Genomic DNA, 19,817 nt, shown 5'->3' with positions numbered 1-19,817 from the left:
CGTGTCTTGTTGATGGTAAACGTAACGAATCTTTTGAGGTGATGACGATGTCGAAGAATGACGAGAACAAGAAACTGGTACCAGAGCTACGTTTCAAGGGGTTCACTGATCCTTGGGAACAGCGTAAGCTTTCTGAGATTGCTGAAACCTATTCTGGAGGAACTCCCACGGTGGGGAAAACAGAATACTACGGCGGGTCAATCCCCTTCATAAGGTCTGCCGAAATCAACTCGGATTCCACGGAGCTTTATCTAACAAAAGAAGGGCTGGGCAATTCATCTGCCCGTATGGTCGCCAAGGGAGATATTCTATATGCTCTTTATGGGGCGACAAGTGGAGAGGTTGGGATCAGTAAGGTAGAAGGAGCCATCAATCAAGCTGTTCTTGCAATTCTACCCATTTCAAAGGTTAAGAGAGAGTATCTCCTTCAATGGTTGCTGAAGAGCAAAAAGGCTATCATCTCAACATATCTTCAAGGTGGCCAAGGAAACTTATCAGGGCAGATTATAAAAGGATTGGAAGTGGATCTTCCCTCCGACGCAGAGCAGCAACGCATTGGTCAGATGCTACAGCTTTTGGATGAAGTTATCACCCTTCATCAGCGTAAGCTCGACCTCCTCAAGCAGAAAAAACAGTTCTTCCTGCAGGCTATTCTCTCCCAACAGCTGCGTTTCAAAGAATTCGCCGCTCCTTGGGAGCAACGTAAGCTGGGGCAGCTTGCTTCCAGAGTTAGTGAAAGACTCGTCAAATCGACTCTGCCGCGTGTTGAATATGAAGATATTATTTCAGGATCCGGAGAGCTTAATAAAGCTACTTCTGAGTTAGGGCAAGAGAAGGAGGGAATTCATTTTCAATATGAAGACATCTTATACGGGAAGTTGCGTCCCTATTTGCATAACTGGCTTCATGCCACATTTGAAGGTGTAGCAGTAGGAGATTTCTGGGTTTTAAGAGCCAAGGATGTTGAGCCAGCATTCCTTTATAGACTTATCAGCGGAAATCAGTTTGATTCCTTGGCTAATATTTCTTCAGGGTCGAAAATGCCGAGAGCGGATTGGTCTCTTGTCAGTCAAGCTAATTTTGCTGTTCCGCTCGATAGGGATGAGCAACGGAGCATAGGCAAACTCTTCAAGGTTCTTGATAACCTTATTGTCCTTCATCGGAAGCGAATGTTACTTTTAGAACAGTTGAAGGCTTTTCATTTGCAGAACCTCTTTGTCTAGAATTAGGCATCAAATAAAGAGATTCTGCAAATAATAATTCTTCAACTGTTCGAGGAGATTAATTTGTTTCTGGCCGAGAGCGACGAGGCGGTCAAGTAGATTAAATAGGTTGGATATGATTTCCTGCTCTTTCCTACCTGGTACCGCCACCGTGAGTTTTGCAAATTCTGGGTATTTAAGTGTCAACGTATCTTTTGAGTTTCCCTGAGAATAGCGAAGAAATATATTGAGCATTTTCGGGGAACTCAAACTTCTCACAAAGAAAGAAGAAACGGTATTTGAGTTTGGCTTCGCCACTACATAGGCCGGGCTTACTATGCCTTCGTAGTTGCTTGCGCCAAGAGCGCCTTGCCAAAGTCGCATGCTGTTGTAGACAAAATCTCCTTTTTGGACGACTTTGTAATTCGTTATGCTTGCACCCGGGTCCGTATGCCTATCCGAATTGCATGCCGGATAGATTCCGTTCCGCATGCTTACAGATAGAATTTCCATGTCAGAAGACTTCTCGTCGCGTTCGGAGAAATAATCTGCCAGCTTGCCCTTTTCCCAGGGTGCGGCGAATTCTTTGAAACGCAGCTGTTGGGAGAGAATAGCCTGCAGGAAGAACTGTTTTTTCTGCTTGAGGAGGTCGAGCTTACGCTGATGAAGAGTGATAGTTTTATCAAGTTTAGCCAAGAAAAAACCGATTTGTTGTTGTTCTTTAAAGTTTGGGAATAAAGCCTCCATTTGCTTAAACTTTTTCAATGATAAAACATGTTGACCCGTTCCTTCAGCGGCCTTTTCTAATTGTTGCCTCATGCCAGTATTTAGCCTATAAAGCAAGAAATCGGAATCAACTTTTCGTGGCTTGAAAACAGGATAGAAATAGCTAATAATTCCTTTGTTTATCACATTATTCCGATTAAAAACAAAAACGTTATTGTCGCTTCGACTACGATATGTAAAGTAGCCTATCGGTAATACGTAGTATCCAATATTACTGTCTCTAGTTACCTGATGATCAGCAAAATAGTCTTTCTGCAAAACTACGCCCATTTGTTGCGAAGATGTCAAAACCGGATATTGATTTTCGACAATGGTTTTTTCAAGATAATCTTCTATTACGTCTCCGAACTTACGCTGTTCCCAGAAGAGAGTAAGGCTTCGTCACAGGTGTGATGAAGCCATTTGGAATTGGGCTACAGCGTGCTCAGGAATTGCATGACTTTGTCGGTATCCTGATGCTCAAGCTCGCGAATGACATGCAGATATGTTGTCTGTGTTGTAGTCATGTTGGAATGGCCGAGTCGTTTGGCGACAGACGCCGTGGAGACTCCGGCATACAGCAACAATGAGGCGTGAGTATGACGAAGGCCGTGCAATGAGATTGTCGGCACTGATGCCTGTTCGCATAATCGTTCAAGTCTGTCGTTGACGGTGGTGTTGAAGACGCGAGAATCGTTCTTGATGAAGATTGGCTGGTCTGCTGGCAGATTCTTGATCAACTGGCTGAATTGCATGGCGAGTTGCCAATCGAGACGGATCTTGCGAATCGACGACGAATTCTTCGTCGGGGCGAACTTGCCGGTCGGCGACTTGTAATCCCAGGTCTTGCTGATCGACAGTGTCTGGCGCTGGAAATCAAAGTCGACAGGCGTCAGTCCAAGTGCTTCGGCAAAGCGGAGTCCGGTCTTGGCGATGAGCAGGATGAGGTAGTCCCAGTTGATTTCAGTGCCGAGGTCGAGCTTGCCGAGCAACTGTTGCAACTCTTGCTGATTGAGGAACTTGGGCTTGTGTTTACGCGAGATGGTGCCCTTGATGACGATTCGTCTTGTCGGATCCTTGCCAAGCATGCCTTCCTCGACGGCATCCAACAACGCGCTCTTGAGCTGATGATGAAAATCCATCGTCGTCTGCTTCTCGTGCGACTTGGCGTACCGGTTGAGCAGTCTCTGATATTCGAGTCTCGTTACTTTGCCGAGCCGAAGATCAGGGGCGAGCTCCTTGATTTTCCGATGGGTGATTTCGTATTTGTGGTAGGTGACATCAGTAACAGCGCCCAGCTTATATGTTTCCATCCACTCCTTGAAATAGGCATGAAGTGTCTGATTCTTATGCACGGTGTAACTCCTTTTTCAGAGGTGTACGAACCTGCCATGAAAATAGGCAGATATTGGACGAAACCGAGCGTAGGGGAGTAGCTGCGGTGGCTCCAAAGCAAAAAATATTCTGATAATTTTGCCGGATGAATACATGGTTTCAGCAGGGTCGTTCGTTGGTTCGGTGAGCACCATTTGGCTCTGCTATTGCTATGTTCGTAGACAGCCACTCGATATTGTTCTTGAGGGATATCTATGTCTCAGGCGATTTGGAAGCCAAAGGAGACGAAGATCCCCTCGCTGTTGCTAAATGAAAGACGCTCATCTTTCAGGCTGGTTGGGTATTCATTTTCTTGTTTTGCCTATAATTCGACTCATGTCACAAAGACGTGACAGGAGAAGGGGAAAATCCGGCACCCTGGAACCGGTGGAGGTTACTATGCGTGAAATGGTGAAGAGAATCCATCCCGTTGTTAAGACACTTGGTTTGCTAGCTACGATGGCCCTTGTAATGATCTCGGTAGTTATTGTGGTTAGGGGAGCGACATCAAGTTCTGAATACACTGCTATGGCTACGGCGCAGGAGTCCGGGAAAGCAAATGCCGATGAGATCGTAGAAATCGACAGAGGAGAACCCGACTTCACCTATATGGTGTCGAAAACCTATTCGACGGTCAAGAAATTTGTTGAGGATCTCAAAGAGGTAGGCTATGACTGTCCTATTTTCCATCAGACGAACATCGTGACGAATGCAGCCTCTTCAGGTTACTGCAGCGCAAATGATGTCGTAAGCGTGTATGCGAGTGCTGATCGACGCGACAACCAAGTCGACATTATGAAAGCTTTGTCCGAAGGAACAGATGTCGGAGGTCATCTTGTTATTGGCGGTAACTGGATGCTGAATACGAGTGATTCCAAGTATTGGTCGGAGGTCACAGGAGGCATTGAAGTTGTGTGGTAACGATGACGCGATCCTAGTCGGAAGAAATAACTGCAATATGGAAAGTGGTACATGCGGATTTGAAGAAGTGCATCCAATGCCTTGAGAATGATGTGTTCAAAAGACAGGCGACACTATGCATGAAATGCATCGAGGCCAGATTTGACCGGCAGGGAATGCTTATGATCGGTGAATTCCAAAACAGGTCAAAGCCTGTATCCTGCCGTTGCCTGAAATGCGGGGTGGAAGCCGACTATGTTCCTTATACGGTATGGGGCAGAGAAGATGGTAGAACTGGCCGCCCAGCTTGTGATGTCTGTTATTACAGATGGAAATTCTACGAACCGAGATATCATTCCTTTTTCCTGGAAAACCATACGGATAAACAAATTGCTGAGCGATGCGACAAAGCAAAGTTGGATCTCATTAAGGTATTTCGCGAAAACGGACATGATTACGCAGCATTGGTCAAGTGTCGACGATGCCAGCGTCGGACAGTGAAAGACTGGGGCGATATTGGCTTTGGATGCGTATGCCTGAGCCGAACTGGTTCTCCGAAACCTCCTTCTCGTAAAAAGAGCAGTAGCCGGCTACCTGAAGACGATGCAGATAGTATGAGCAAACAATCGCCGCTGAGACAACCATTGTCAGAATGCTGTCCAGAAATTGCTGCTCAATGGGTCTATGAAATGAATGGTCGGTTTACGCCGGAAACAGTGAAGGGAACATCGCGAAGGAAAATCTGGTGGCGATGTGAGAGCTGCGGGAAAGTGTGGCAGGAAAATCCTTATGCAAGATTGCACAATAGGCCATTATGGCGCTGTAGGGATTGCGAAATTCCTTTGGGGTCGCTTGCCTATTGCGCACCCGATCTGGCCGAAGAATGGGCTCCCGAGAATCCAGTATCGGCGTGGCATGTGACGGCTACCGGACAAACGGTATTCATCCCAGAATGGATTTGTCGAAATGATCCATCCCACCGCTGGCACGCCAAGGTGGAAACGCGATATCACGGTGGCTCGCCATGTCCTGACTGCAAGGAACGTGGCAAGTCAAGGGTGGAATTGGAATATTGCGAAGCTGCCAAAGCAATGTTCAACGAGGTGAAGTCGGGACCGATATTGACAAATCAGAAATTTAGTCGGGGCACGCGATGGCGCCCAGACATCCTCTTTTTATTTGAGGAAGCCGAAGTCGCTGTGGAGTATGACGGTGCTTACTGGCATCAGGACAAGCGCGAAACTGATCTTCGAAAATCCTTGGATTTACTTGATGCCGGGTATCGTGTGGTACGGCTGAGAGAAGACAGCCTGCCTGGGCTGGATATCACAGATGCAGCTTATCTGGAATTGCATATTGACTCGGCACATCCGATGCCGGAATCCGCGATGCTCGCCATTAAGGACTGGCTCTTGAAATAAGATATGTGTAAAACTGCGCATTCCTGATTGCACTAACTGATCTACATGGGACAGTGTGCAACGTAATGCTCCTGATATGAAACACCGGTCTGCGCTCGCAATCGCCTGTGAGCGCAGGAATCGTTCTGTATTCTTCCTGTCACTATCCGGCTGGCCGAATTGACGACGATCGCCGCCGGCCGCCAATACAATGAAGCCAGTTTGACGTGACGGGAGATAAGAATCATGGGCGATACGGACCTGAACGTGATGACGGTGACAATGCAGATCATCGACGGCAATCCCGACGGCATACGCATCTGCCGGTGGGAAGGCGAGTCGATGATCACTGTTGTCGTGCCGCGCACACTCGTCGCCCAGGCCGGACGGTTGCCGGGATTGCCATATCGCGGCGTCTACTATCTGCTCGACGACATGCACGGCCAAGTCGGCCGCATCTACATTGGCCAGACCACGCAGGGCATCAACCGGCTTGACGCCCACGTCGTCCGGAAGGATTTCTGGAAGGTCGCTGTCATGTTTCTCGACAGCGACGACAACCTCGACCGCGACGTGCTCGACGGACTCGAGGCCACGCTCATCGCACGCGCCCATCGCGACGGCCTCCACGACCTCGACAACCGCGCACGGCCGGCAGCCGCAACCAACCCGTACCGGAAACGTCGCATCCGCGAACTCGCCGACAACATCCAGCTGCGCATGCGAGTACTCGGATTCCCGGTGTCCGGACAGAGTAACTCCGACAACCGGAAACACGCGGGGAAGCGGCGACAAGACCCGACAGCCACCACGATGCCGCCGACAAACCGGCGAACCTCCCCACCGCCAACCAGTCATGCGACTAACAGAACACTTGAGTCGCCGCCGACGATTTTCCATACTCGACGCAACGGCATCACCGGCCGTGCCATCTACGATCCCGCCACCGGATCCATGACCGTCCTCGCCGGATCGCAAGTCGACCTGACCAGACCGGTAGTCAACTCAGCCACCGTCATCGGCGAACGCGAACGCCTGTTCCATGACATGACCGGCGTGACCCGGCTCGACGAAAACATCACGTTCACGTCCCCGTCCGCGGCAGCCACATTTGTCCTTGGCGGTTCAGTCAATGGATGGATCGAATGGGTCGACGACAACGATTACACCCTCGACCATCTCCACCGCCGCCGTGGCCTGTCCGACACGAAACTCGCGCTGCCAAACATCGACGGAATGGAAACGGGGAGGCCGGCGAAGGCACCTACTGCGACGAAATGACACCATGAAGAAACACGAACACCATGGAAATGCGTCATGAAGAGGCCCGGCAATCGCATCTGCCAATTTACTAGGGACAACAGGAACATATCTTCAAACCGATCATGCCTACAGAACGAGCATGATGACAGCGACACAGGACTCCCAGAGTTTTACCGGGTACCGGACATGAGAAAACAACTTGTCTACCTTCCCTCGACAGATAAGATGGTCTCCACGCAGCGCCGTCAACGAAGACAAACACCGCAACCAATAACGAAGGAGACCGGGAACCGATGAAACCGACAAATGACAACAATGACTCCGTTCGAAAAGATCTACCATCGAAAATTGGCGACCGGGCAATCCTATGCACTATCACATACGAAGAGAATGGCGCCTACGCCGTAACGGAACACTGCTCCACGCCCGACGATGCATCGGACAAATACCGGGAAGCGCATCGGATTTTCCCGCTCATCGCGGCAGACTGGTGGAGAAAATCACTGGACGACGGCAACCCCCTCGCCGAACAACACGCAGACATCATCCTGCCCGATCCCAAATGGAAATGCCGCATATGCATCGCCGAAGCCGTCGGCATCGACGAACACGGCAATATCGAGCTCGCAATCATCGAATCCGACCAGTTCGCGCTCGCGGACGCCGTCCCGCTGAGTTTCCTCTTCGAGGACTTCGAGGTCTCCCAGAAAGAAGAACTGGCAGCCGAGGCGGAACTCGTCGCCGCCCAGCAAACCGGCGACGAAACCGCCATCAGCCAGGCTCAACTCCACTTCGACACCATCGGAAAACAGGCCGAGGAGATCCATCAGCGCATGGAAGAACGGATCGCCAGACTATACGGCGAAAACGCGCCGAACTAAACCGAAGACATCACTTCGCGGAGTCGTCGCGTGGATGTTTCTACTTATTTTTGTTCCGCGGTGGCACGATAGCACTATCGAATGGTATCGCAAGGGGACAGGAGGAAATCATGTTCAGGCGCAGGGAGGTGGAGACCATGCATTGTTGGCACCAGCGTCCCGAATCCTCTTGTTGGTGGCATGGCGTTGCTTGCGGGGTATATAGCGGTCCTCGGTAAGCTGTCGGTCGATGATGCCGACGACGAGCTCGAACTTGCCACGCACCTAGCGGCCGACCGGCGGTGTTTCGGAACAGTCCTGAGTGTGGGCGTATCCGCCACGGTCTTGACGTTCAATTGCATTTCCTCTGCGATCCTGGCGAGCGGGATGCCGCGCGTCAAGGATCCTGATACGTTGTTGTATTGATACCGGTTCGGGTATGATGCCGGCTCCTTCGTCGCGATATTCTCGTGGAGGAACTGCTTTCACCGCTGAAACCTAGGAGTGGCTGCCGGCTCGGTATCGCCTCACGCGACCCGGCAAAATCATCCAAAAAGGAACGCCAACACCATCCGTTTTTGACGGCAACACCGACCTATTTAATTAGACTAAATACATCTGCTAAGGATCTGAAACAGCGAACACGCACGTGACGCAAAACCAAGAGTTTCCTAGATGGCTGGTCTGCTAAGGATCTGAAACAAAAAGCGGATCCGTATCGGGAGTCCGATAGTTTCCTAGATAGCTGGTCTGCTAAGGATCTGAAACCCAGTATTCGCCGGTACCCTTGTCGGCGTGGTTTCCTAGATAGCTGGTCTGCTAAGGATCTGAAACTCGACTCCATGTCGGTGCCGGCCGCGGCGGGTTTCCTAGATAGCTGGTCTGCTAAGGATCTGAAACGCAAATGCTGTGCGAAATGGCCATGAGCGAGTTTCCTAGATAGCTGGTCTGCTAAGGATCTGAAACCGCAAGTACGTGGGAGCGGCCGCATGAATCGTTTCCTAGATAGCTGGTCTGCTAAGGATCTGAAACTGTATCCGGCACGTTCGCCATCCGATGTGAGTTTCCTAGATAGCTGGTCTGCTAAGGATCTGAAACTCCACTGGCTGGGGGCTGGCGGTTATGCATGTTTCCTCGATAGCTGGTCTGCTAAGGATCTGAAACCACTGGAAGCTCGCGATCGACTCGTTCCTCGTTTCCTAGATAGCTGGTCTGCTAAGGATCTGAAACTGGCGATCTTGGTGATGTCGTCGTCGGTGAGTTTCCTAGATAGCTGGTCTGCTAAGGATCTGAAACCGACTGCCGTGCCCTTGTTGGCAATGAACTGTTTCCTAGATAGCTGGTCTGCTAAGGATCTGAAACTACTCCAGTGGAAATCGCTTTTGAGGCGATGTTTCCTAGATAGCTGGTCTGCTAAGGATCTGAAACTACCAGAACGCCGCATGGGGCAACACGACGGTTTCCTAGATAGCTGGTCTGCTAAGGATCTGAAACGGCGGGTCAGGTTCACGTTGCGGTCGTCGGGTTTCCTAGATAGCTGGTCTGCTAAGGATCTGAAACACACGACCGTGTAGGTGCGCGACTGGACGGGTTTCCTAGATAGCTGGTCTGCTAAGGATCTGAAACTGAAAACTTTAAAGAACGACGCCAATCATTGTTTCCTAGATAGCTGGTCTGCTAAGGATCTGAAACACAGAAGCTCACGCCTGAACAGGCGGAAATGTTTCCTAGATAGCTGGTCTGCTAAGGATCTGAAACTATTCCTCTGGCTGGGACTCTTGGCCGGCGGTTTCCTAGATAGCTGGTCTGCTAAGGATCTGAAACGTACGCGTCCAACGCCCAGACGTCCTATCAGTTTCCTAGATAGCTGGTCTGCTAAGGATCTGAAACACTGTCGGCCATCGTCCCGCCCGATGTTGTGTTTCCTAGATAGCTGGTCTGCTAAGGATCTGAAACCACCTTCTCGCTGTGCAAGATCTTGTGGCTGTTTCCTAGATAGCTGGTCTGCTAAGGATCTGAAACGTCGAATTTCATCAAGTATTTCGGGCTTGCGTTTCCTAGATAGCTGGTCTGCTAAGGATCTGAAACGGGGGACGCCCTTTTAAAATTTCGGCGTCAGTTTCCTAGATAGCTGGTCTGCTGAGGATCTGAAACGACATTGCCAATCGACAGTTCGACGGTCCCGTTTCCTAGATAGCTGGTCTGCTAAGGATCTGAAACCTGTTTTCGACCTTGTTGTTGTGGCGCGGGGTTTCCTAGATAGCTGGTCTGCTAAGGATCTGAAACCGTCCAGAAATTGCACAGGTACAGGTCGCCGTTTCCTAGATAGCTGGTCTGCTAAGGATCTGAAACACGAACCCGAACCCGACGAGGCGACGTTCGGTTTCCTAGATAGCTGGTCTGCTAAGGATCTGAAACATTCCGCCTTGCACTACGCCTTACGGTACCGTTTCCTAGATAGCTGGTCTGCTAAGGATCTGAAACGTTGACGGGGGTGCGCGATGAGCTGGCAGGGTTTCCTAGATAGCTGGTCTGCTAAGGATCTGAAACTAACCAACCGGGTTGAGCGCGAACCCGTACGTTTCCTAGATAGCTGGTCTGCTAAGGATCTGAAACCTTCCGACGGGCCCATCGTCTCCATCAGCTGTTTCCTAGATAGCTGGTCTGCTAAGGATCTGAAACTACGGGGCGAATGCGGTGCGCGAGGTCCATGTTTCCTAGATAGCTGGTCTGCTAAGGATCTGAAACAGCCGGTCCGTCCAGACTCGCTCGCCGACTGTTTCCTAGATAGCTGGTCTGCTAAGGATCTGAAACTCTCGCAGTTCGGCATCATGACGGATTCGGGTTTCCTAGATAGCTGGTCTGCTAAGGATCTGAAACTTACTTCACCAATGCCTTCCACAACTCACTGTTTCCTAGATAGCTGGTCTGCTAAGGATCTGAAACTCCTTGCCCGTTCGCGATCTGTCTCTCCGAGTTTCCTAGATAGCTGGTCTGCTAAGGATCTGAAACCCCGGTCACGATGATTTGGCAAACGCCCGCGTTTCCTAGATAGCTGGTCTGCTAAGGATCTGAAACATGGATTGAAGCCCAGCCTCAACTTACAGTGTTTCCTAGATAGCTGGTCTGCTAAGGATCTGAAACGCAACGTGAACGGGCTCGGCGCGGCCTACAGTTTCCTAGATAGCTGGTCTGCTAAGGATCTGAAACAGAAGGGGTGATGGCGGCGGCTAGTTGTCGGTTTCCTAGATAGCTGGTCTGCTAAGGATCTGAAACTGGTCACCATTAGGAAGAAAACAAAGAACAGTTTCCTAGATAGCTGGTCTGCTAAGGATCTGAAACAATCGTCCTGTACAACGTCGCAGCATATTCGTTTCCTAGATAGCTGGTCTGCTAAGGATCTGAAACCACCGACGTGTACGTCAACGCCCAGCTGATGTTTCCTAGATAGCTGGTCTGCTAAGGATCTGAAACCAGAGCGCGGAGGCGATGCACCAGGCGGAAGTTTCCTAGATAGCTGGTCTGCTAAGGATCTGAAACGCCACTCGCACAAATCAGCCCAGCAGCCGCGTTTCCTAGATAGCTGGTCTGCTAAGGATCTGAAACCATGGCCCTAGCCTATGGACCGGCCGGCTCGTTTCCTAGATAGCTGGTCTGCTAAGGATCTGAAACGTTCCAGACGTTCCGCACCAGCCCGAAGAAGTTTCCTAGATAGCTGGTCTGCTAAGGATCTGAAACATCCGCGCCGCGCCAACGGCTACCGCCGCGGTTTCCTAGATAGCTGGTCTGCTAAGGATCTGAAACGACGGGCGATGCTGTCTTCTCCATTGGCTCGTTTCCTAGATAGCTGGTCTGCTAAGGATCTGAAACCGGCAGCTCGGCCGCAAAACCGTCGACCTGGTTTCCTAGATAGCTGGTCTGCTAAGGATCTGAAACGACATTGATGTTTTCTCGTTCGCCGGATTCGTTTCCTAGATAGCTGGTCTGCTAAGGATCTGAAACCGCACATCCACGCCGGCATCCTCGCCGACATGTTTCCTAGATAGCTGGTCTGCTAAGGATCTGAAACACGGCATCCAGGTCCTCGACACCCTCACCGGTTTCCTAGATAGCTGGTCTGCTAAGGATCTGAAACGTGGGCGCTGAATACGGCGACGGCGGTGCTGTTTCCTAGATAGCTGGTCTGCTAAGGATCTGAAACGTGCGACGCCGCTATCTGACGCTCGATGAAGTTTCCTAGATAGCTGGTCTGCTAAGGATCTGAAACTCGGATACAGGCTGGCGGCAGCCTTCTGCAGTTTCCTAGATAGCTGGTCTGCTAAGGATCTGAAACCTCCGCCAGTGTTCGACGTGACCAGAAGAAGTTTCCTAGATAGCTGGTCTGCTAAGGATCTGAAACCCGCCCTCGACACGTTCGACACCGAACAGTGTTTCCTAGATAGCTGGTCTGCTAAGGATCTGAAACTCGTCTTGGCGAGCTGTTCGGCCTGCTTTTGTTTCCTAGATAGCTGGTCTGCTAAGGATCTGAAACCATAGAGCAGAAGGGGATCACGCAGAAGGAGTTTCCTAGATAGCTGGTCTGCTAAGGATCTGAAACGCGGCCGACGGACGGCCACGCTACCAGATCGTTTCCTAGATAGCTGGTCTGCTAAGGATCTGAAACAAGACCGGCGAGTTTGCGCGGTTCAAGCAGGTTTCCTAGATAGCTGGTCTGCTAAGGATCTGAAACTGCTCGTCGCGCACGTACTCGCTGCGCTGCGTTTCCTAGATAGCTGGTCTGCTAAGGATCTGAAACTATTCGCGTGGTGACGGTCTCGAGATCGTCGTTTCCTAGATAGCTGGTCTGCTAAGGATCTGAAACCGGCCCGAATTCCTTGCGGACGGCCTTGTAGTTTCCTAGATAGCTGGTCTGCTAAGGATCTGAAACGGAGACTCCTTCTACAACCTGTAGACGAGCGTTTCCTAGATAGCTGGTCTGCTAAGGATCTGAAACTGTGGTTGTGGTCGAAAACTGTTGGGCAGCGTTTCCTAGATAGCTGGTCTGCTAAGGATCTGAAACTGATCAAGTTCAACTGGGGCGAAACCGCGTGTTTCCTAGATAGCTGGTCTGCTAAGGATCTGAAACTACCCGTTCGTCACCGTCCAGCGGACGGGGGTTTCCTAGATAGCTGGTCTGCTAAGGATCTGAAACTACAGCCGCAACTGGTAACATAGGGGCATAGTTTCCTAGATAGCTGGTCTGCTAAGGATCTGAAACTCCAGCGACGAGCTGATTTTCTGCACCGACGTTTCCTAGATAGCTGGTCTGCTAAGGATCTGAAACCGATAGCCTTAGAGATTCCTGAACGGTTCACGTGAACTGAACATAATCTCTATCGACATAATGGTCTCGTATTCCTTCCAAACCAGAGTGCTGGTCAGTGCACTCGATATCTAGGAGTTGTATCTCTTGGTCAAGAAGATACTGATGTAGCGATTTTATTTGTGCTATCTGACAATATTGAGTTATATGAAGCATCACGAGCGTCCGCTGTTCATGCAGAGCCCCCATAAGCTCTACAATATCCCGGATCTCCTCAAAAATCGATGCTGGCTCTTCCAGCATGATAGACGGCTTGTATAGCGATATTATCTTTTTGACGTCGAACGTTGATGCGAGCGTCAGTGGAAGGTCTTCCATCCATACTTTTTGCTGAATTTGATTATGCAAATTAGCATAGAGGTCATGGATTTCCATTAACTCGATGTCGGCAAACGACTCTGTGAGCTTTGCGAGGACATCTTTCAGCAGGAGACTGTTGAGATCAGGGGGAGTGGCTGCGTCCCCAAGAAATAACATGACATGATTAGCTGAAACAGGATTGTTGTCTAGGGACAAAATCACGTTGTCTTGTTCCGACCGTAAGCCTCTGATGAACTGGAAGAAAAGGCGTGGGTTGCCGAGCGTGATGCGGTTGAATCCTGTCGTCAGGCTCATGGGCTCGTATGGGAAAACAGTGATGTTGTCGATCATAGGAAAATAGTTCTTTCGTCGCTGTTACGTATATCATCAACGGGAGTTCCAGACAGGAAACGCATAGATGCATATTGTTTTTCTGTTACAAGTAGCGACTGGACAACGCCCTCCGACGGTACGATCTCCGCGATTCGTTTTTCCAGTGCAATCGCACTGACGCGGTTCGTGGTAATGCGAATATAGACGGACTCTTGGATCATGAGGAATCCTTCCTCTAAGAGGTTTTTCCGGAAATCTCGATAAGCACGGCGTTGCCTGGCAGTTGTGACCGGCAGATCAAAGAAGATCACGACTCTCATGACTTGGTACCTCATTCCGCGAACGACCTAACTTGCGGCAGCTCCGCGTTTTCTTCTCGTAGGTATCGCAATGCCTTACTGACGAACCCCTCGATGGCGACGGCAAGAGAGGTGCGAAGTCGATCATTGTCTCTTCGTAACAATCGTATGAGTCGCTGTTTGATTTCGGGCGTCAGCGGTGTGCTACCAATGGCGAAGGCTTCCTCGTCTACGAAGGGGCGGAAAGGCTCCATGAGGTCACATGCAAGATTGTATGGATTGTGGTCGTTGTCATGATGGATGCCGAATTCGTTGAGGTAGCCGTGCAGTGCGATGCAACGCGATACTTCGGAGAGAATGATGGCATAGCCGTAATTGAGCAGTGAGTTGATGTTCTGCTCTTCATCGTTACGAGTGAATTCGTAACTAAATAGTCTGGGAAAATACAGATGGGAGGCCACGGCTTCCCTGTTATCGGCATCTCCTGGCGTAACTTGAGCAATTAGAGAAAAGAGCTCGGAGGTTTTCCCGATATCGAGGTATTCGAGAGTCTGGGCTTGAATGCGAATTTTTTCCTGAATGATGTGCTGCCAAAGTCTGTCCTTGCGTAGTTGATCCCAATGCATTTGCATCATGATTTTCTGTCGACGTCCAGTACTGGAACGTTTTGGCATGATTTGCCCGTTAGGGAAGCCTTTGTCATCGCAACAGATAATTCTGATGTCTTTCTTGAGGAGCTCGTCTATGGCGTGAGTGGTGATTACCGAGCGGGTAGAGTTAATGAGTACGGTGCCGATATCGGAGAGAGGGACGGAATGGACACCGTCGTCGTTCTGGATGATAAGCAGATTGTTTTTCGAGGAAATCTTACTTTGGGTAATGATGGCTACAGTTCTCCAAGTCATAGGCGCCCTTTCAGTTGTTATCTCGTTTTCTAGATAAATGGTTGGCAAAGCACTGAAGTACTGCTATTATTGCTAGCGGATCGTTTGGTCGATGATCCACAGTTTCCTATAGCTGGTCTGCTAGGGATACATTGAAATAAAACAAGGCGAAAGCTGCGTTTCACAGGATTGAAAAATCCAGCCTTATGGCCTTGATGGCCCCGGAGCTTGCCTCCGGGGCCATCCTTTTGTCAGGAGAGTCCAGCTTTCTTTTTTAACTCGGAAACCGAAATAGACTGTACAGTCAGACCACTGGGGGTTTGCATGATGAAGCAATCGTCATCAGCCGGCTTGAAGGTGCGGTAACGACCAAAATCGGAACCCAGACCAATATCCTGCAGGTTGGCGCGGCTCCCCGCGGCATGCAAAACTTTGTGAAGCAGATTTTGCAGGTCGGTATGCTGCTTGTCGATGGGAAGTTCGGCGAATTTACGTAGAGCCTCAGCGCGCTTTTCACTTGTTATCGGATAAAGCGGATAGAAACGCTGCATGGCATCTAGAATCGTCTCGAAGGCATGCTGGATGCTGTTGGGATCTACAGATTCAGGATTCTTGAGAAAAGCGTGCACGGTGTCATAGGTCGGCCCGTCAAGCCAAAGCTGCTGTGCATTGCCGAGTTCGGTAGCGGAGAGGAATAGCATATATGCATTTCGGTATTTCATGAGCTGATTCTTGGGTAGATGATTGAGTAGAATCGATGCTCCCTTGATTTTCTTAGGATCAAGCGGCATCAGCAGCGCCAGCAGGAGATCATTGTCCTCCCGGCAATTCAGATATTCCTGATACATGCTCATTGGAATATTTACGCCGAATGCATTGCCCTTTCGATCCGCGAGGAGCACCGCGCATGCGACCGTACCGTTGGTAAACCCACCATAAAGGGCAGTTTCCTCCTGTTCTTTATGGGCGGGAATCAGTTTCTTGCCGCCACGGGGTTGACGAGTCTCATCGTAAAGTTTCCCAATATCGTCGTAGGTCTTGTAGGTGACAAGCATCTTCCTGTAGCCCATGACGTGCCGCAGATAACTGGCATTGTCGTCATTCCACACCACCTCTCCCGTAGCGGGATTGGTGCGCAATACTTCGTTATGTGAGCACATGGAACCGACTACGAATCCGAATGGGTTGGCGCGTTTGCCATTGCTCAGCGACTCACGATAATCCTGCAAATAGTTGTTGAGGTATATGCTGAACGAGTTTGTGAAGAGAGGGTTGGCTCCGGTATCTGTCGCCTGTTGGTTGTCGAAAAATCCACGGTTGCTCATGAAATAGCCCGCTGCTGTGATGCACAGGGCGTCTTGTGCATGGTGGTAGTCGTTAATGTCGCGATCTTTGACGAATCCCAGATACTGCCGCATATCGCCCGTAATGGAGGAGTTCATTCCGGTGACTGCAGTGCTGGTCCCGTATCGTTGGCGTAGCAGTGTGGAGACGTTTCGGATGATTTGACGGGTATCCACCAACGACCGGTTGACAAATCTTTCCTGCTCATAGAGACTCAGTTCCTCGGTTCGGGTGAGTGATTGGAACTTTTTCTGGCTGATAAGCCCCATATCGAGCAGTTGCTTCCAGAAGTCACGCATTCTGTTTATGGTGTTTGTCGTGTATAGCATGGAATCGGACTTGCGTGCGTTTTCCTTGCGGCTGACTAAGACACGATTGTCGAACGAATCGTTCTTGGTCTTTGCCTGCGGAACGATATGGTCGATGTCGTACGCGGTGGAGATTCGATCGATGTCGATGGGTTCGCCGGTATACATGTCCTTGCCGAGTTGGGTGTAGTACAGATACATCCGGTCGGTGAATTCTCTGTTATTCGTCGCTTGCAGTTGGTTGAACAGTTCCTTGTACTCCTTGTTCAGGGCGCTGTTCTTGTACAGGCTTTCAAGTTTGGACTTCCTCGAGGCGGCTCGTCTGCTGGGCTGCATGTCATCTGCGGTCTCGAGGAAGATGCGCGATGGATAATGTCCAACAGCATCAGCGATGTCGTCGATGACGTTGATGGCCTGCCTGACGCCCCTCTTGGCAGCGGGGGATACACGCATGTCATCGATCTGCTCCTCGAGGGAGACGCCGAGGTCGGCATTGCGATTCTGCTTGTCGATCCACGCATGCACGCCATTACCGGTATCGGCAAGGATTTCCATGAGATTGGAACCACTGTTTCGCATGATTTCCAGGATGCTGTGCATGGTGGGTTCGAAGTCGTCTGACAGCTTGGTCTTGGCGATGCGGCTGGTCAGGAGCTTGCGGGAAAGACGTCCCCATCCTGTATATGAGACGCGAGAGATCCTGTCGATGTCATCGCTGGTCAGTCCTTCGATCATGCCGAGTTGATGGGCGATCATAGTTTGGTCCTCGAAAACGGTTTGGATTTCGATGCACTGTTCCATCTGGGCACGGTGCGACTCTACATACGCCGATCCGAATATCTCTGACAGGTTGATATAGCTTGACAGTGAGCTGACGAACTTGGTCGGATCCGATAGTCCGCTGATCGTGTATGTGGTGCCCATTTCCGTGAGCAATGCGTTCTGCGCCCTCTTGCAGGTCACTGTCTTGTGGCGTTTAAAGACTTCGACGAGGCAGTCCTTTTCAAGTGGCGTCAGTCGGCGCGGATGCGAGCGTTTGTCAGAGCTGTTTTGGACGCGACAATTGTTTAGCTCGCTGAGTACCTCGTATTCCTGATAGATCAACGAATTCTTCGGTAATGTTGGTTCGCCTATGAGATATGTGTCGTCCTCGGTTAACCGTTCAATGAATTGGCGTGCGGAAGCGTCGTAGTCGATAACCTTGCCGATATTCCATGGAGTGATCGCTGTCTTGTCCGAAGGGTCCTTGCGGATCATCCAGTGATTTTCGGCGTTCTCGCCACTCTTCATATTGTCGGGAGCCACCAATGGCCCCACATAGTAGGGGACGCGGAACTTAAGGAGCGCTTCGAGCCTGTTTTCGGTGTGTTTCTTGCCGAATCCGTCATCAACATCGACGGTGTCAGCAAGGAACGGATAATACTTACGTTGACGTTCAATGATGACGTGAAGTTCATGCAGATGTAGCTGATGTGGAATGACGCCATTATCCGAACTGCGTTCTAGCGGGAACAGTGCGTCGTCCGCCAGTTGCCTGAGAAGATCCTTCTTGTCATCAAGACTTGAATCGGTAATGAGTTTTTCGAAAAATTTCTTGGCCTTTGCGCATTCATTGTCGCGCTGGGTCATCGAAATTGGTTTTTCTAGCTTGTTCCATTGATGCGTGAGAACTAGATAGTTGTGGTTCACCACTTCCTTATTGAAGTCGTTGCGCAGATATGTCTTGCACGTTTCCCAGTTTCTCTTGTGCGTCTCATAGCGTTGGATCATCGCGTCCGATAACGTTGTATTTTCTCCAAGAAGCTGCATCAATGTGATAGCGTCGTACATCTGTCGAAGGGCCCGGAATGATTCAGTATCGTCTTCGTCGAGCAGGTTCTCCAGTTCGGTGCTCTTGGAATCGATGTTCTTGTCATTGAACGGGAACTTGTATTTGTTGTTGTCACTGGATTCTATATCGGTCAGACCAAAGATTTTCGCGAAATCGGGCTTGTTACCGACAATGGCGACAAGTGCTTGCTTCACGATTTCTTTTTGAGTCTTGGACAGCGTACCGAACAGGGTGAGCGTATTGTTGACGCGAGCGGAACGGGAATGATGCGTGTCGATCAGGGCCGCTTTTATCTCGTTCGCGTCAACGTCATTGAAGTTCGCCGGATGCTCTTCCGTAGCGAACTCATGCACCAGCTGTTGCAGAAGCGTGATTAGTTGTTTTGCATCGAACGTTTTCGAGGCATCAAATGATCCGGAAATCAGGAAATGACCACGGAACTTGATGAGGTGATGAATCGCCATGTATATTTCGCGAATATCAAAGGGCTGCCCCGTACGCGGATCGGTGTCGTGCTCCATGAGATCTTTGCGCAGGTGATACATGGTGGGGTAACACGCATAGAAACGCTTATCATCCTCAAGTGAATCGAAGATGAGTCCCTGATAGTAATGATCCCTATTCTGGGCATCTTTCCTATGCACCCATGAATACTGACGGCGCTTAAAGAAATTTGGATCTTGTCCGGTGATAGCGGAGGCGAAGATATTGTCGACAAACCGCAATCGCCACTTCCTCCGAGCTAGACGACGACGCGTAGTACGGTATGTTCGACGCTTCGCTGCACTGTCTGCCGAATTGAATAGTCGGACTCCGATGATTTCTCTGCCTTTGGCCCTGACAAGCTTGTAATCTGGCTTCATTGCGACAAATCCAACCGAGGTTGTACCCAAATCCAATCCGATCGCATACTCAAAATCCGCTGACTTCTCTGTCATGTCGTATCTCTTTTCGTTCTCCCCAAAATGAACGTCATAGACGAGCATAGAATAAATAAGACCGATCTTGCCAAAAACATATTGAAACTATCTCAACCATCGGTCCGGGGCCTAACAGAATAAACAGTGAATCAGCGAGGTAAACCGAAACCTCGGAACAGTAATCCGCCTACAGTGGGCACAGTGGACATGACGACTCTTTACAGAGAATTCTACAGAAAAATAGAGGGTTAATCCTCTGTCTTTTAGCTGCTATTTCAAGTAGACATGGGCCTCTACATGTAACGAGAGTGCCAGCATCATTAGTCGACTGACGAGGGAGAATCGTCACCATCCCACAATGAGAAAATGGCTCGCCGATTCCTCTTCGACAGATACGATGAGCACTCTATCCATGCCATGACGCCAACGAAGACAGGTGCGGCAACAAACAGCAACGAAACACGGGAGACGA

Annotated in this window: 11 protein-coding genes and 1 CRISPR repeat array; of the genes, 5 read left to right on the top strand and 6 right to left on the bottom strand. The window is 50.1% G+C overall.

Annotated features, from left to right (window positions below; genetic code table 11):
• Window positions 1-47 precede the first annotated feature (47 nt).
• Window positions 48-1,223, top strand: a complete 1,176-nt coding sequence (locus tag F6S87_RS08670) for a restriction endonuclease subunit S (RefSeq protein ID WP_163226814.1) — start codon at window positions 48-50, stop codon at window positions 1,221-1,223.
• A gap of 9 nt (window positions 1,224-1,232) precedes the next feature.
• On the opposite strand, the gene F6S87_RS08665 is transcribed toward F6S87_RS08670, so the two are convergent.
• Complete coding sequence (locus F6S87_RS08665) at window positions 1,233-2,300, bottom strand: restriction endonuclease subunit S (protein ID WP_331270756.1); 1,068 nt, start codon at window positions 2,298-2,300, stop codon at window positions 1,233-1,235.
• A 101-nt stretch (window positions 2,301-2,401) separates the two neighbouring features.
• Complete coding sequence (locus tag F6S87_RS00970) at window positions 2,402-3,322, bottom strand: site-specific integrase (protein WP_163226813.1); 921 nt, start codon at window positions 3,320-3,322, stop codon at window positions 2,402-2,404.
• Window positions 3,323-3,740: 418 nt separating this feature from the next.
• On the opposite strand from F6S87_RS00970, the gene F6S87_RS00965 reads away from it, so the two are divergent.
• The 4 genes from F6S87_RS00965 to F6S87_RS00950 all read left to right on the top strand — a co-directional run bounded on the left by F6S87_RS00965 (window position 3,741) and on the right by F6S87_RS00950 (window position 7,785).
• Complete coding sequence (locus F6S87_RS00965) at window positions 3,741-4,262, top strand: hypothetical protein (protein WP_163226812.1); 522 nt, start codon at window positions 3,741-3,743, stop codon at window positions 4,260-4,262.
• Between the two features lie 161 nt (window positions 4,263-4,423).
• Window positions 4,424-5,662 (top strand): zinc-ribbon domain-containing protein, encoded by a 1,239-nt coding sequence (locus F6S87_RS00960; RefSeq protein WP_163226811.1) that lies wholly within the window; start codon window positions 4,424-4,426, stop codon window positions 5,660-5,662.
• Window positions 5,663-5,887: 225 nt separating this feature from the next.
• Window positions 5,888-6,922, top strand: a complete 1,035-nt coding sequence (locus tag F6S87_RS00955) for a GIY-YIG nuclease family protein (protein WP_163226810.1) — start codon at window positions 5,888-5,890, stop codon at window positions 6,920-6,922.
• A gap of 275 nt (window positions 6,923-7,197) precedes the next feature.
• Window positions 7,198-7,785, top strand: coding sequence for a hypothetical protein (locus F6S87_RS00950; RefSeq protein ID WP_163226809.1), 588 nt, complete (start codon window positions 7,198-7,200; stop codon window positions 7,783-7,785).
• Window positions 7,786-8,430: 645 nt separating this feature from the next.
• A CRISPR array of direct repeats spans window positions 8,431-13,087; the repeat unit is 36 nt; unit sequence GTTTCCTAGATAGCTGGTCTGCTAAGGATCTGAAAC.
• Between the two features lie 27 nt (window positions 13,088-13,114).
• Here the strand turns inward: F6S87_RS00950 and csn2 are convergent.
• From csn2 to cas9, 4 genes are all read right to left on the bottom strand, one after another.
• Window positions 13,115-13,777, bottom strand: coding sequence for a type II-A CRISPR-associated protein Csn2 (csn2, locus tag F6S87_RS00945; protein ID WP_163226808.1), 663 nt, complete (start codon window positions 13,775-13,777; stop codon window positions 13,115-13,117).
• On the bottom strand, window positions 13,774-14,079 hold the full coding sequence (gene cas2 / locus F6S87_RS00940) for a CRISPR-associated endonuclease Cas2 (protein ID WP_163226807.1): 306 nt from the start codon (window positions 14,077-14,079) through the stop codon (window positions 13,774-13,776). Before cas2 ends, csn2 begins: the two co-directional genes overlap by 4 nt.
• Before the next feature lie 11 nt (window positions 14,080-14,090).
• Window positions 14,091-14,963, bottom strand: coding sequence for a type II CRISPR-associated endonuclease Cas1 (gene cas1 / locus F6S87_RS00935; RefSeq protein WP_163226806.1), 873 nt, complete (start codon window positions 14,961-14,963; stop codon window positions 14,091-14,093).
• Between the two features lie 230 nt (window positions 14,964-15,193).
• Window positions 15,194-19,363: a type II CRISPR RNA-guided endonuclease Cas9 gene (gene cas9, locus F6S87_RS00930; protein ID WP_163226805.1), complete on the bottom strand. Its 4,170-nt coding sequence runs from the start codon at window positions 19,361-19,363 to the stop codon at window positions 15,194-15,196.
• Between the last annotated feature and the right edge of the window lie 454 nt (window positions 19,364-19,817).

This window comes from Bifidobacterium choloepi (assembly GCF_010667615.1).
GTDB lineage: Bacteria > Actinomycetota > Actinomycetes > Actinomycetales > Bifidobacteriaceae > Bifidobacterium > Bifidobacterium choloepi.
Note: the sequence above shows the minus strand (reverse complement) of the source record. Positions and strands in the feature narration are given on the sequence as shown.

What these genes read in the sequence shown, in the direction of transcription:
- F6S87_RS00955 (WP_163226810.1), top strand. Translation starts at nt 5,888, where the DNA reads ATGGGCGATACGGACCTGAACGTGATGACGGTGACAATGCAGATCATC.
- cas1 (WP_163226806.1), bottom strand. Translation starts at nt 14,963, where the DNA reads ATGACTTGGAGAACTGTAGCCATCATTACCCAAAGTAAGATTTCCTCG.
- F6S87_RS00965 (WP_163226812.1), top strand. Translation starts at nt 3,741, where the DNA reads ATGCGTGAAATGGTGAAGAGAATCCATCCCGTTGTTAAGACACTTGGT.
- F6S87_RS00950 (WP_163226809.1), top strand. Translation starts at nt 7,198, where the DNA reads ATGAAACCGACAAATGACAACAATGACTCCGTTCGAAAAGATCTACCA.
- csn2 (WP_163226808.1), bottom strand. Translation starts at nt 13,777, where the DNA reads ATGATCGACAACATCACTGTTTTCCCATACGAGCCCATGAGCCTGACG.
- F6S87_RS00960 (WP_163226811.1), top strand. Translation starts at nt 4,424, where the DNA reads ATGATCGGTGAATTCCAAAACAGGTCAAAGCCTGTATCCTGCCGTTGC.
- cas2 (WP_163226807.1), bottom strand. Translation starts at nt 14,079, where the DNA reads ATGAGAGTCGTGATCTTCTTTGATCTGCCGGTCACAACTGCCAGGCAA.
- F6S87_RS08670 (WP_163226814.1), top strand. Translation starts at nt 48, where the DNA reads ATGTCGAAGAATGACGAGAACAAGAAACTGGTACCAGAGCTACGTTTC.
- cas9 (WP_163226805.1), bottom strand. Translation starts at nt 19,363, where the DNA reads ATGACAGAGAAGTCAGCGGATTTTGAGTATGCGATCGGATTGGATTTG.